Origin of the sequence: Streptomyces sp. NPDC057697 (genome assembly GCF_042799335.1) — a bacterium.
Taxonomy (GTDB): domain Bacteria; phylum Actinomycetota; class Actinomycetes; order Streptomycetales; family Streptomycetaceae; genus Streptomyces.
This window is the reverse complement of the sequence record NZ_JBHVJA010000002.1, coordinates 269,994-283,116: the sequence shown is the minus strand read 5'-3', so window position 1 is coordinate 283,116 and position 13,123 is coordinate 269,994. Positions and strand designations below refer to the sequence as shown.

Below are 13,123 nucleotides of genomic sequence, written 5' to 3'. Positions count from 1 at the left end.
ATACCCTCGGGACTGTGGTGAAGGAAGCGAAGGACGTGAAGGAAGCCAAGGCCCCCAAGAGCGAGCAGACCCGCACGCTCATCCTCGAAACGGCGCTGCGGCTCTTCCAGGAGCGCGGCTACGACCGGACGACGATGCGGGCCATCGCCCAGGAGGCGGGCGTCTCCGTGGGGAACGCCTACTACTACTTCACGAACAAGGAACACCTCGTCCAGGGTTTCTACGACCGGCTCGCCGCCGAGCACGAGGCGGCGGTGCGGCCGGTCCTGGAGGGCGACAAGGACCTCGCGGTGCGGATGCGCGGGGTCCTGCTGACCTGGCTGGACGTGGCGGAGCCGTACCACCGCTTCGCCGCCCAGTTCTTCAAGAACGCCGCCGACCCGGAGAGCCCGCTCAGCCCGTTCTCCGCGGAGTCGGTCGCGGCCCGCGAGGCGGCGATCGCCATCCACCGGCAGTGCCTGGCCGGGTCCGACACCAAGACCGATCCCGAACTGGCCGAACTGCTGCCGCAGTTGATGTGGCTGATACAGATGGGCCTGGTGCTGTACTGGGTGTATGACCGGACGGAGCACACCGCGCGCAGCCGCCATCTGGTCGAGCGCGCCGCCCCGATCGGCGCCCGTGCCATCGCGCTCTCCCGGTTCCGGGTGCTGCGACCGCTGGTGCGGCAGATCCACGACGTGCTGGAGGAGTTCCTGCCCGGCGCGGCGCGCCGGACGACCGCGTGACGACGGGCCCCCGGGCCGCCGTACGAACGCGGCGGGCGGCCGCCCGGCAGTGCCGGTACGACCGCCCGTGCCCCGTCCGGCGGACCGCCGGGACCGTCAGATCCGCTTCAGCTCCCACAGCCGCCAGAGGCCGGTGCCGTCCGAGAGGTACTGCGAGCCGGAGACGTCCGTCGTGCTGACGACGTAGTCCTTCTTCTGCCACAGCGGGACCAGCGGCACGTCCTCGCCGACCTGCGCCTGGATCTCCTTGAAGTCGGCCGCGGTGCGCCCGCGGTCGCTGTACTGGAGGGTGGAGCCGATCAGGCTGTCCACCTTCTTGCTGGAGTAGCCGTTGTGGAGGCTGTTGTCGCTGCCGACCAGCGGCTGGCTGAAGGTGTCGGAGTCCGGGTAGTCGGGAAGCCAGCCGACCGTGTACGCGTCGTACTTGCCGGCCGCGTAGTCCTTCTGGAACTTCTTCCACTCGACGGGGTGGACGGTGACCTTGAACAGCCCGTCGGCCTCCAGCTGGCGGCGGAGCTCCGCGGTCTCCTTCGCGTAGGTCTCGTCCCCGCCGCGGTAGCCGAAGCTGATGTTCACCGGCGTCTGCACACCGGCTTCCTCCATCAGCTTCTTGGCCCGCGCGCGGTCGGGCGAGGGGTAGGCGTCGAAGAACGGTGTGCTGTGCCCGATGTAGCCCTGCGGGATCAGCGAGTAGAGCGGCTCGACGGTGCCCTTGTAGATGCCGGTCACCAGCGGGCCGCGGTCGATGATCGAGGCGATGGCCTGCCGGACCTTCTTGTTGGCCAGCGGGGCGCCGGGCCGGACGTTGAAGACGAGGTTGCGGATCTCGGCGCTGTCCGCCTCGGTGACGCGCAGGTCGGGGTCGCCGGGGTTCAGCTCGGCGAGCGTGGCCGGCGGCAGTTCGCGGTGCGTGACGTCGAGCTGCTTGGCCTTCCAGGCGGCCTGGAGGTCGTCCGACTTGTCGTAGTAGTGCACGGTGACCGGGACGCCGGTCTTGCTCAGCGCGCCCTTGTAGAGGGGGTTGGGGACCAGCTCGGCGATCTCGCCCGACCGGTAGGTCTTCAGGAGGTACGGGCCGGAGCCGTCGACGGTGTCGCCCTTGCGGAGCTTGTTCGGCGGGTACGACTCGCGGTCGACGATCGATCCGGCTCCGGTGGCGAGCTTCTGCGGGAAGGTCGCGTCGCGCGCGGAGAGGTTGAACGTGATGGTGCGGCCGTCGGCCACCACGTTCTTGAGGCTCGGGAACAGCACCCACGGACCGACGTCCGTCTTGATCCTGATCATGCGCTCGATGGAGTACTTGACGTCCTCGGCGGTGATCTTGCGGCCGTTGGAGAACGTCAGGTCGTCACGGAGCCTGCACTGGTACGTCTGGAGCTTCTGGCCGATGAATCCGCAGCTCTCGGCGGCGTCGGGTTCGGGGACGATCGCCCCGGACTTGAACGTCATGAGGGACTGGTAGATGTTGCTGTACATCGCCCAGGAACCGGCGTCGTACGCACCGGCCGGGTCGAGCGAGGTGACCTCGTCGGTCGTGCCGACCGCGATGGGATCCTTCTTCACCTCGTCCGAGGGAAGCAACTGCCAGGCGACGACGCCTGCGATGACCAAAACCGCGAGAATCGCGAGAATCCGTAGCCGGATCGACCGCATTGCCGTGCTCTCCCTTACCAGCCCCACCTCGGCGTTGCGCTCAGATCCGCACATCACCTCATGCTCACGATCAGCCAATCACACGAATTTCACATCTGGAAGAGCAAAACTGTGACTCATAGCCTTTTGTTCGGCAGTTGAAACCTTCGGCGCGTGCGAACGTCCGGAACCTGTCGTCGACGGAGAGTCACGCCCGGAGCGAGGCCAGCTCCACGACGGTGATGTCGGAGGGGGCGCCGACCCGTACGGGCGGGCCCCAGGCGCCCGCGCCCCGCGAGACGTACAGCTGGGTGTCGCCGTAGCGGTCGAGTCCGGCACCCGTGGGATTGGCCAGATCCGCGAGGTAGTTGCCCGGCCAGAGCTGGCCGCCGTGGGTGTGGCCGGAGAGCTGGAGGTCCACTCCGTGGGCGACGGCGTCGTGGATGACGACCGGCTGGTGGGCCAGGAGGACCGAGGCGCGGGTACGGTCCCGGTCGCCGAGCGCGCGGGCGAAGTCGGGCCCCTGCCCCTCGCTCTCCCCGGCGACGTCGTTGACGCCCGCGAGGTCGAAGGAACCGATCTCGACCCGGGCGTTCTCCAGCGGATGGAGGCCCAGTTCCCGTACCTGGTCGACCCATTCGGCGGCGCCGGAGTAGTACTCGTGGTTGCCGGTGACGAAGAAGCTCCCCTGCCGGGACCGCAGCCGGGCGAGCGGCTCCGCGGCGGGCCCGAGGTCGGCGACGGTTCCGTCGACGAGGTCCCCGACGACGGCGACCAGGTCCGGCTGGGTCCGGTTGATCGTGTCGACGATCCGCTGCGTGTGGGCGCGGCCGAGGATCGGGCCGAGGTGGATGTCGCTGACGACGGCGATCCTGAAGCCGTGTGCGGAGCGCGGCAGTTTGGCGAGCGGCACGGTGATCCGCTTGACCCGCGGGCCGCGCAGCACTCCGTAGGTGCCGTAGCCCACCGTGCCGAGCCCGGCGACTGCGGCGGCGCCCCCGACGGCGCGGGCGACGAAGATCCGCCGCGTGGGGGCGTCGGGACGGCCCGGTGCGGGGGCGTCGGCGGCGGGAGCCGGGGGCTCCGCGGCCGCCGCGGAGCGCACACCGTGTGAAGAAGGTGTGGGGGGCGTGCTCCCCGCGGGCACGGGGTCCGGGTCCGCGACCGGGGCCGTGTCCCGGGCCCGTGTCCGGGCCGCCCGGCCCGCGAGGGCCCGGCGCAGCAGCGGCCGTACCGCCTCCCCCACCAGCAGAGCCAGCGTCAGGTACAGCACGGCGGCCAGCCACAGATAGCCCGGCCAGGCCAGCACCCGCTGGAGCCAGAAGGGCGCGCCCGCGCGGCCGGCGACCAGCGCGCCGACGCTCAGCAGCGGCAGGACGTACGCGGCCGCCGTGCCGGTCCTGCGCAGGGCGCTGCCCCGGGCCGTCGTGTCACCGACCAGGCGGCGCCAGAGGTAGCGGTGGACCCCGGCGAGCAGTGCGAGCACCGCGATCACCGCGACCACGAATCCGGCCACTGCCATGCGTTCCCCGTCTCCCGTCGTACGGCTCGTTACGCCTGTGCGCGGCGGAGCGCCCTGACGCCACGGAACCCGATCACACCGACAGCCGTCCCCAGGAGAAAGGACGTGATGGCGAGCAGCAGATGTACCCAGAAGTACGCAGTCGGGTCACCCGCGTCGTCGAAGGCGAGTCCGCTGCCGTCCTTCCACAGGTTCTTGACGAAAGTGATCCAGATGAACCAGCTCCACACCCCGAAGGCGAGCAGGAACCAGGAGACGGGGCGGCTGAGCTTCATGGCCCCAGTATCTCCGCCGCGCTCCGGCCGGGCGGCACGGGGTGGGCTGTCCCGGCGGTACACCCGGCGGGTCAAGCCATCCGTACCCATTTTCATATCTTCTGCATGTACGTTTCCGACCGTGCCTGCTCTCAAAAAGACCGCGATGACGGTCATCTCTGCCGCCTTGTTGTCCACTTTTGTTGTCAGCCCGGCATCGGCAGTCGGCAAGGACGCCTCCGACGACCAGCCCAAGCCGCCCGCGGACATGTCCCAGGTCGGTGGCGAACTGCTGGGCCGGGCCGGCACGCAGGTGACGCTGGGGCCGGACGCCCCGGTGCTGCCGAAGGGCCTCACGGGCAGGTCCTGGATCGTCGCGGACGCGGAGAGCGGCCAGGTCCTCGCCTCGCACAACCCGCACTGGCGGCTGCCTCCCGCCTCCACCCTGAAGATGCTCTTCGCGGACACCGTGATGCCCGCGCTCCAGCCGAAGACCCAGAAGTACACGGTCAAGGACGAGGACCTAGCCGACGTCGGCGAGGGCAGCAGCCTGGTCGGCATCAAGGAGAAGCTCACCTACACGGTCCACGACCTGTGGCTCGGGGTGTTCCTGCGCTCGGGCAACGACGCGGTGCACGTGCTGTCCTCGATGTACGGCGGCGTCCCCAAGACCGTCGACGCCATGCAGGCGCACGCCGAGGAGTTGCAGGCCCTCGACACGAAGGTGGTGTCGCCCGACGGGTACGACGCGCCCAAACAGGTCTCCAGCGCCTACGACCTGACGCTGTTCGCCCGCAGCGGGCTCCAGAAGGCGGACTTCCGGGAGTACTGCTCGACGGCCGAGGCGCAGTTCCCCGGCGAGGAGAAGAACGGGAAGCGCGAGAGCTTCGCCATCCAGAACACCAACAAGCTGCTCACCGGCGCGGGCGGCGTCGAGCCGTACAAGGGCATCGCGGGCGTCAAGAACGGCTACACCACGCAGGCGGGCAACACCTTCACGGGCGTCGCCGAACGCGACGGCAAGGTGCTGCTCGTCACCGTCATGAACCCGTCGTCCGAGAAGCCCCACGCCGTCTACGACGAAGCCGCCGACCTGCTCGACTGGGGCTTCGACGCGAGCGGCAAGGTGACCCCGGTCGGCGAACTGGTGGCCCCGAGGTCCGCCACCACCGACACCGGGAAGGGCCCGGCGGCCGCCCAGGGCAAGGGCGAGGGCCGCAACGGCCCCGCGCACGGCTCCAAGAGCGCCGCGTCCGAGGACGGGGGCGGCGGTGTCGGGGTCGCGCTGGGCATCGTCGGGGGCGTCCTGGTGCTGCTGGCCGGCGGGGTGTTCCTGGTCAACCGGCGCTGGCCGCTGCCGGACCTGATGCGCCGCCGTCCCCGCCCCTGACGGCCGCGGGCGCCTCCCCGGCCTCCTCGCTGTTCTGCGTCGCCGTCCAGGCGGCGCAGAACAGCAGCAGCCGCGCCGAGAAGTTGATCCACAGCAGCAGCGCGACCGGCACCCCGAAGGCGCCGTACATGCTCTTCGACGCCACGCTCTGCATATAGCTGCCGAGCAGCAGCTTGAGCAGTTCGAAGCAGACCGCGCCGATCGCCCCGGCGACCAGCAGCCTGCGCCGCGGCGGCTCGACGCCGGGCAGCAGGGTCAGCAGATAGAGCAGCAGCAGGAACCCGGCGAGCGCCGCCACGACCAGGGCGGCCACCCGCAGCACCACCCCGCCCGCGCCCCGGTCCGAGATGCCCAGCAGATCCGCGGCCCGGCCGACGGCGACGGAGCCGACCGACGACACGGCGAAGGTGGCGAGCGCCGCCCCGCCGAGGCCGAACAGCAGCCCCGCGTCCTTGAGCTTGCGCAGGACCGGATTGCCCAGGCTCACGTCGTCCAGGCCCCAGACGGCGCGCAGACAGTCCCGCATCGAGCCGATCCAGCCGATGCCGGTGAGGAGCAGCAGGGCACCGGCCACCAGACCGACCGTGCCCGCGTGGGTGACCAGGCTGTCGATGCCGAGCTGGTCGGAGATGCCCGGCACCTGCTCGGCGAGCTTCTCCTCGATCCGGTGGAGCTGCTCGGTGGAGAGCAGCGCGGCACCGATCGCCGCGCCGACCGCGATCAGCGGGAAGAGCGCCAGAAAGCTGATGAAGGTGATCGCGGCGGCGAGCCTGGTCCAGTGGACCCGCTCCAGCGTCTCGTAGGAACGCCAGGCGTGCGTCGCCATCAGCCGGGCGACGATCGGCCCGATGACGGGGAGGTTTCTCAGCCAGTCCATGACCGTACGACTACCCTCCCGGCTCCGGAAAACCGGCACCGGGCCCCGCCGCCGTACGGACTGACCCCCTCTCAGTAACCCATACCGGTGAGTGTTGTAACAAATACCTCAAAAGGGTTTTCCCGGGCGATACGGTCACGGTCATGTCTGTCGACACCGTGTCCCTGACCGGCTGGGGCCGTACCGCCCCGACGACCGCCCTGCGCTTCCGCCCCCGTTCGTACGAGGAGGCGGCGGCGACGGTACGCGGCTGCGGGCCGCGTGGCTCCATCGCCCGGGGCCTCGGCCGGGCCCATGGGGACGCGGCGCAGAACGCGGGCGGCTCGGTCCTCGACATGACCGCGCTGAACCGGATCCGCACCATCGACGCCGGTTCCGGACGCGTGGTCTGCGACGCCGGGGTCGGCCTGCACCGGCTGGCGGAGGTCCTGCTGCCGCTCGGCTGGTTCGTCCCCGGCACGCCCACGACCCGTCACGTCACCGTGGGCGGCGCGATCGGCGCCGACATCCACGGCCGCGACCAGCACCTCGCCGGCTCCTTCTCCCGGCACGTCCAGGAGCTCGAACTCCTGACCGCCGGGGGCGAGATCCGTACGGTCCGGCCCGGCACCGCCCTCTTCGACGCGACCGCGGGCGGCCTCGGCCTGACGGGGGTGATCCTCTCGGCCACGCTCCAATGCCACCACGTCACCAGCTCGTGGATGTCGGTCGACACCGAACGCGCCGTGGACCTGGACGACCTGCTGGACCGGCTCACCGCCGGGGACCACCGCTACCGCTACTCGTCCGCCTGGATCGACCTGCGCGCCCGGGGCCGGGCGACGGGGCGCGGCGTGCTCACCCGGGCGGAGCACGTACCCCGGTACGCACTCCCGGCGCGCGCTCGGCGCGCACCCCTCTCGTTCCGACCGGGGCCGCCGGCCGCCGCCCTCGCGCCGGAGGCGCTGCTCGGGGGTGCCCCGGCCACCCTCTTCAACGCGCTCCGGTACCGGAGCGCGCCCCCGTACCGGATCGGCGAACTCCAGCGGATCGCCCCGTTCTTCCACCCCCGCGATGGTCTGCCGCGGTGGCACCGGACCGCCGGACGGGCCGGGTCCGTGCGCTACCAGTTCGCCGTGGGGCACGGCCAGGAGGAGGTGCTGCGCCGGATCGTGCACCGGATCTCCCGGCGGCGCTGTCCGGCGTCGGACGCCGTGCTCAAGCGGTTCGGCGCCGGGGACCCGGGCTGGCTGTCCTTCCCGGTGCCCGGCTGGACGCTCGCCCTCGACCTGCCCGCCGCGCTGCCCGGTCTGGCCCGGTTCCTGGACTCGCTGGACGAGGAGGTGGCGGGGGCGGGCGGCCGGGTCTGCCTGGCGAAGGACTCCCGGCTGAGGCCGGAGCTGCTGGCCGCGATGTATCCGAGGCTGTCCGACTTCCGGTCGCTGCGCGCCGAGCTGGACCCGGACGGGGCCTTCCGCTCGGACCTCTCGCGCCGCCTGTCGCTCTGAACCACCGCAGTCCGCCCCATCCTCCCCACCCTCGCAAGGAGTGTTCCCGTGAAGGACGCCTTCGGAGCCCCCCAGTCCCTGCTCGTCCTCGGCGGCACCTCGGAGATCGCCCTGGCCACCGCGCGGCGGCTGATCGCCCTGCGGACCCGCACGGTCCGGCTGGCCGGGCGTCCCTCCCCCGCGCTCGACGCGGCCGCCGCCGATCTGCGGGCCCGCGGCGCCGACGTCCGTACGGTCGGCTTCGACGCCCTCGACGCCGAGTCGCACGAGGCCGTGCTCGGCGCGGTCTTCGCCGAGGACGACATCGACATGGTGCTGCTCGCCTTCGGCATCGCGGGCGACCAGGGGCGCGACGAGGAGGAGCCGCTCGCCGCGGTCCGGGTCGCCCAGACCAACTACACGGGGGCGGTCTCCGCCGGGCTGGTGTGCGCCGGAGCCCTCCAGGCGCAGGGACACGGCTCGCTGGTGGTGCTCTCCTCGGTGGCGGGCGAACGCGCCCGGCGCGCCGACTTCATCTACGGGTCCAGCAAGGCGGGCCTGGACGCGTTCACGCAGGGGCTGGGGGACGCGCTGCACGGGACCGGGGTGCACGTCATGGTCGTACGCCCCGGCGTCGTACGGCCCGTCGCCGCTCCGGCGCCGGGCTCGGGGCCGGGCACGGAGGCGGGGGCCGGTGCGCCGCAGGTGACGGCCCGGGGCGGGGCGGGGCTGCTCGCGCCGGAGCGGATCGTCGCGGCCCGGTCGGCCTCGGCCCGGTTCGCCTCGGCGCCGCTGGAGGCGCCACCGCTCACCACCACGCCGGAGGCGGTCGCGGAGGCCATCGTGACGGGGCTGCGGCGGCGTTCGGAGACGGTCTGGGTGCCCGGATCGCTGCGTGCGGTGATGTCGGCGCTGCGGCATGTGCCGCGTCCGTTGTTCCGGCGGCTGCCGATCTGAGCGGACGCTCCCGGCGGACGCCGCCGGAGGTCGGTGCGGCGGACGGCAGCGGCGGGCAGCGGCAGCGGCGGGCGCCGGGCCCGGCGGTGAGGCGGGCGGCAGCCGCGCCGACAGCGCCGCGCCGGTCAGTACAGGGAGGGCGCGTCCACGGCGGAGCCGCCCTGCGCGGGCACGGCGGAGGCGGCGCCCCCGGCGCCGAACGGGAACTCGTTGATCTTCCGCCAGACCCGGTCGGTGCCCTGCTCGTACAGCGCGAAGGAACCGCAGGTCCAGGCGGCCTCGTAGTCGGCGAGCTCCGTGTACGCCCGGTCCATCGCCTCCTCGGCGATGTCGTGCGCCACGGTCACATGCGGGTGGTACGGGAACTGGAGCTCGCGCACCAGCGGCCCGGAGGCGTCCCGGACCCGCTTCTGGAGCCAGGTGCAGGCCGCGGCGCCCTCGACGACCTGGACGAAGACCACCGGCGAGAGGGGGCGGAAGGTGCCCGTGCCGGACAGCCGCATCGGGAAGGGCCGGCCGCCCGTCGCGATCTGGGCGAGGTGCGCCTCGATCGCGGGCAGGGCGGCCGCCTCGGCCTCGGTCGGCGGGAGCAGGGTGACGTGGGTGGGAATGCCGTACGCGGCAGGATCCCCGAAGCTCGCGCGCCGCTCCTGGAGCAGGCTGCCGTAGGGCTCCGGGACCGCGATCGAAACGCCGAGCGTTACGGTCCCCACGTCGTCCTCCTCAATCCTCGATGATCGATGGCCTGTTTTCGGCCATCGGCCGATTCGACTTCCCGTCGCCAGTGTGACGCCTGCGGTCGCGAAACCGCCAGGGTCCTTGGACTCAGTGCTTCGCGGGCAGGAAGCCCATCCGGTCGTACGTCAGGGCCAGGGTCTCGGCCGCGACGGCACGGGCCTTCTCCGCGCCCTTGGCCAGGATCGAGTCCAGCGTCTCCGGGTCGTCCAGGTATTCCTGGGTGCGGGTCCGGAACGGTGTGACGAACTCGACCATGACCTCGGCGAGGTCGGTCTTGAGCGCACCGTAGCCCTTGCCCTCGTACTTCTGCTCCAGATCCGCGATACCGGTCCCGGTGAGTGTCGAGTAGATGCTCAGCAGATTGCTGACGCCGGGCTTCTCGGCCCGGTCGAAGCGGATGACCGTGTCGGTGTCGGTGACCGCGCTCTTCACCTTCTTGGCGGTGGCCTTCGGCTCGTCCAGGAGGTTGATCAGGCCCTTCGGGGTCGGCGCCGACTTGCTCATCTTCGCCGACGGGTCCTGGAGGTCGTAGATCTTCGCCGTCTCCTTGAGGATGTACGGGTCCGGCACGGTGAACGTGTCGCCGTAGCCGCCGTTGAACCGCTCGGCGAGGTTGCGGGTCAGCTCCAGGTGCTGGCGCTGGTCCTCGCCGACCGGGACCTGGTCGGCCTGGTACAGCAGGATGTCGGCCACCATCAGCATCGGGTAGGTGAAGAGACCGACCGTGGTGCGGTCGGCACCCTGCTTGGCGGACTTGTCCTTGAACTGCGTCATCCGCGACGCCTCGCCGAAGCCGGTGAGGCAGTTCATGATCCAGCCCAGCTGGGCGTGCTCGGGGACATGGCTCTGGACGAACAGCGTGCAGCGCTCCGGGTCGAGACCGGCGGCCAGGAGCTGGGCGACGGCGAGCCTGGTGTTCGCGCGCAGCTCCGCGGGGTCCTGCGGGATGGTGATCGCGTGCAGGTCCACGACCATGTAGAAGGCGTCGTGGGATTCCTGCAGCGCCACCCACTGGCGGACCGCGCCGAGGTAGTTGCCGAGGTGGAACGAGCCTGCGGTGGGCTGGATTCCGGAGAGCACGCGGGGGCGTTCAGAGGCCATGGAACTCATTGTCTCAGGTGCGGGCACCGGCCCCCGACCGGCCTGGCGCGCCGCAGAATACAGGTTTCCTCACCACGGATCCGACCGACGATACAAAGTGGGCACCACCCCGCCCACGCCGCACGACGAACGGAGATCCCGTGTCGACCACGGAAACCGCCATCGCCTCCGCCGAGGCGCACAGCGCGCACAACTACCATCCGCTGCCCGTCGTCGTCGCCACGGCGGACGGGGCCTGGATGACGGACGTCGAGGGCCGCCGCTACCTCGACCTGCTGGCCGGCTACTCGGCACTCAACTTCGGTCACGCCAACCGGCGCCTGATCGACGCCGCCAAGGCCCAGCTGGAGCGGGTGACCCTCACCTCGCGCGCCTTCCACCACGACCGGTTCGCCGACTTCTGCACGCGGCTGGCCGAGCTGTGCGGCATGGAGGCGGTGCTGCCGATGAACACCGGCGCGGAGGCCGTGGAGACCGCGGTGAAGACGGCGCGCAAGTGGGGATACCGGGTGAAGGGCGTCCCGGACGGCATGGCGAAGATCATCGTCGCCGCGAACAACTTCCACGGCCGGACGACGACGATCATCAGCTTCTCCACGGACCCGGAGGCGCGGCAGGACTTCGGCCCCTACACCCCAGGGTTCGAGATCGTGCCGTACGGGGACCTCACGGCGCTCCGGGAGGCGATGACCGAGAACACCGTGGCGGTGCTCATGGAGCCGATCCAGGGCGAGGCCGGGGTGCTGGTGCCGCCGCCGGGCTACCTCCCGGGGGTGCGGGCGCTCACGCGGGAGCGGAACGTCCTGTTCATCGCGGACGAGATCCAGTCGGGCCTGGGCCGGACCGGGCGGACCTTCGCCTGCGAGCACGAGGGGGTCGTGCCGGACATGTACGTGCTCGGCAAGGCACTGGGCGGCGGTGTGGTGCCGGTGTCGGCGGTGGTCTCCTCCCAGGACGTGCTCGGGGTGTTCCGGCCCGGCGAGCACGGTTCGACGTTCGGCGGCAATCCGCTGGCCTGCGCGGTCGCGCTGGAGGTGATCGCGATGCTCCGCACCGGCGAGTACCAGCAGCGGGCGGCCGAGCTGGGCGAGCACCTGCATCAGGAGCTGGGGCTGTTGACGGGCGGCGGCGCGGTGGAGGCGGTACGGGGCCGCGGGCTGTGGGCGGGCGTGGACATCGCCCCGGCCCTCGGCACGGGCCGGGAGATCTCCGAGAAGCTGATGGACCGCGGGGTGCTGGTCAAGGACACCCACGGCTCGACGATCCGCATCGCCCCGCCCCTGGTGATCAGCAAGGAGGACCTGGACTGGGGCCTCGAACAGCTCCGCGCCGTCCTGCGCGGCTGAGACGGGGGGCCGGGGCGGGCCCGGCAGCGGAGGCCGGACGGGGCCGAGGGCCGGGCCCCGTAACCGGGGGCCAGGCGGCGCCAAGGGCCCGTACCGGAGGCCCGGCGGGGCCGAGGGCCGGTACCGGAGGCCCGGCGGGGTCGCGGGCCGGACCCCGTACCGGAGGCCAGGCGGGACCGCGGGCCGGACCCCGTGACCGGAGGCCGGGCGGGACCGCGTGCGGGGTGCCCTGGCAGACTCGGCGCCGTGGAACCTGACCTGACACTGCTGCGCGAACTGGTCGACGCCTCGCCGGGGTTCGGCCGCGGAACGGCCGGCTCCGTGCCGGAGGCGCTGATCGCCGCGGCCGAGGCCCGCGTCGGCCCACTGCCGCCGTCGTACCGCTGGTGGCTGGCGGAGTTCGGCCACGGCCGGGCCGGGGACGCCGACATCGCGACGGCCGGGCCCGCCGACGACACGGACGACATGGACGAGGCCATCACCGCGGGGTGGCGGCTGACCGGCGACCGGCTCTGCTTCGCCGTCGAGCCGGACTGCGGCGACTCCTTCCACTTCGCCCTCGACCGGAGCGGGGAGGCCGGGGACGGGGAGTACCCGGTGGTGTGCCGGGACGGCGCCGACGGGAGCGAGTACCCGGTGGCGGAGTCCTTCGCCGGGTTCCTGGCCGTCCAGGCGGCACGGCTGCGCGGGCTGCGGGACGGGCCCAATCCCGCGGTCGCCCGGCTCTGGCGGTCGACGCCGGGCGTGCTGCTCGGCAACGGGGTGCACGTCTACGGCCCGCAGAGCATCGGGGAGCGCAACGAGACCTTCGAGGTGCCCCGGTACGCGCCGGACTGGGTGCTGGTCGGCGACGACAGCGGGGGCGGCGGGCTCCTCATGCGCCGCCACGGCCGCGACCGCGTCTCCGTGCACCGGCTCGGACTGGGCGCGATCTGCGCGGACGCCGAAGCGGCGGGCGAGTGGGTGACGGACGACCTGCCCGGCTGGCTGCGCGCGGGCGGTCCCCTGCCCGGCTGAGCCGCGCCGGTCCGGACGGACCGGGATCATCCGGACGGGCCGAATCGCGCCGGGTCCGCGGGCGCGATCCCCGGTCCGGTCAGGGCGTACGGCCC

General features: G+C 72.1%; 12 protein-coding genes. 6 read left to right on the top strand and 6 right to left on the bottom strand.

Going from position 1 to position 13,123, the window contains the following annotated elements; genetic code table 11:
• Positions 1 to 14 precede the first annotated feature (14 nt).
• Positions 15 to 728, top strand: coding sequence for a TetR family transcriptional regulator (locus ACFVFH_RS06425; protein WP_383764191.1), 714 nt, complete (start codon positions 15 to 17; stop codon positions 726 to 728).
• Positions 729 to 824: 96 nt separating this feature from the next.
• Here ACFVFH_RS06425 and ACFVFH_RS06420 read toward each other — a convergent pair whose 3' ends face one another.
• The 3 genes from ACFVFH_RS06420 to ACFVFH_RS06410 form a co-directional block, all read right to left on the bottom strand.
• The gene (locus ACFVFH_RS06420) at positions 825 to 2,381 is read right to left on the bottom strand and encodes an ABC transporter substrate-binding protein (RefSeq protein WP_383764187.1); all 1,557 of its coding nucleotides are present in this window, start codon (positions 2,379 to 2,381) and stop codon (positions 825 to 827) included.
• Positions 2,382 to 2,568: 187 nt separating this feature from the next.
• Positions 2,569 to 3,882 carry a metallophosphoesterase gene (locus tag ACFVFH_RS06415; RefSeq protein WP_383764184.1) on the bottom strand — a complete coding sequence of 438 codons (1,314 nt, stop codon included), beginning with the start codon at positions 3,880 to 3,882 and terminating at the stop codon, positions 2,569 to 2,571.
• A 29-nt stretch (positions 3,883 to 3,911) separates the two neighbouring features.
• A complete protein-coding gene (locus ACFVFH_RS06410) occupies positions 3,912 to 4,157 on the bottom strand; it encodes an SCO4848 family membrane protein (RefSeq protein WP_383764181.1) in 246 nt (81 codons plus the stop codon).
• On the opposite strand from ACFVFH_RS06410, the gene ACFVFH_RS06405 reads away from it, so the two are divergent.
• A complete protein-coding gene (locus tag ACFVFH_RS06405) occupies positions 4,096 to 5,526 on the top strand; it encodes a D-alanyl-D-alanine carboxypeptidase (RefSeq protein WP_383764178.1) in 1,431 nt (476 codons plus the stop codon). The genes ACFVFH_RS06410 and ACFVFH_RS06405 overlap by 62 nt on opposite strands.
• Here the strand turns inward: ACFVFH_RS06405 and ACFVFH_RS06400 are convergent.
• Positions 5,474 to 6,403 (bottom strand): YihY/virulence factor BrkB family protein, encoded by a 930-nt coding sequence (locus ACFVFH_RS06400; RefSeq protein WP_383764176.1) that lies wholly within the window; start codon positions 6,401 to 6,403, stop codon positions 5,474 to 5,476. The genes ACFVFH_RS06405 and ACFVFH_RS06400 overlap by 53 nt on opposite strands.
• Positions 6,404 to 6,546: 143 nt before the next feature.
• Here ACFVFH_RS06400 and ACFVFH_RS06395 point away from each other — a divergent pair, with 143 nt between their 5' ends.
• Positions 6,547 to 7,890, top strand: coding sequence for an FAD-binding protein (locus ACFVFH_RS06395; RefSeq protein ID WP_383764173.1), 1,344 nt, complete (start codon positions 6,547 to 6,549; stop codon positions 7,888 to 7,890).
• A gap of 48 nt (positions 7,891 to 7,938) precedes the next feature.
• Complete coding sequence (locus ACFVFH_RS06390) at positions 7,939 to 8,826, top strand: SDR family NAD(P)-dependent oxidoreductase (RefSeq protein ID WP_383764171.1); 888 nt, start codon at positions 7,939 to 7,941, stop codon at positions 8,824 to 8,826.
• A gap of 125 nt (positions 8,827 to 8,951) precedes the next feature.
• On the opposite strand, the gene ACFVFH_RS06385 is transcribed toward ACFVFH_RS06390, so the two are convergent.
• Positions 8,952 to 9,539: a 2'-5' RNA ligase family protein gene (locus ACFVFH_RS06385; protein ID WP_383764168.1), complete on the bottom strand. Its 588-nt coding sequence runs from the start codon at positions 9,537 to 9,539 to the stop codon at positions 8,952 to 8,954.
• Between the two features lie 112 nt (positions 9,540 to 9,651).
• A complete protein-coding gene (gene trpS, locus ACFVFH_RS06380) occupies positions 9,652 to 10,665 on the bottom strand; it encodes a tryptophan--tRNA ligase (RefSeq protein WP_383764165.1) in 1,014 nt (337 codons plus the stop codon).
• Between the two features lie 140 nt (positions 10,666 to 10,805).
• Between trpS and rocD the strand changes: the two genes are divergently transcribed.
• Positions 10,806 to 12,011, top strand: a complete 1,206-nt coding sequence (gene rocD / locus ACFVFH_RS06375; protein WP_383764162.1) for an ornithine--oxo-acid transaminase — start codon at positions 10,806 to 10,808, stop codon at positions 12,009 to 12,011.
• A 246-nt stretch (positions 12,012 to 12,257) separates the two neighbouring features.
• On the top strand, positions 12,258 to 13,028 hold the full coding sequence (locus ACFVFH_RS06370) for an SMI1/KNR4 family protein (RefSeq protein WP_383764159.1): 771 nt from the start codon (positions 12,258 to 12,260) through the stop codon (positions 13,026 to 13,028).
• Positions 13,029 to 13,123: the final 95 nt, after the last annotated feature.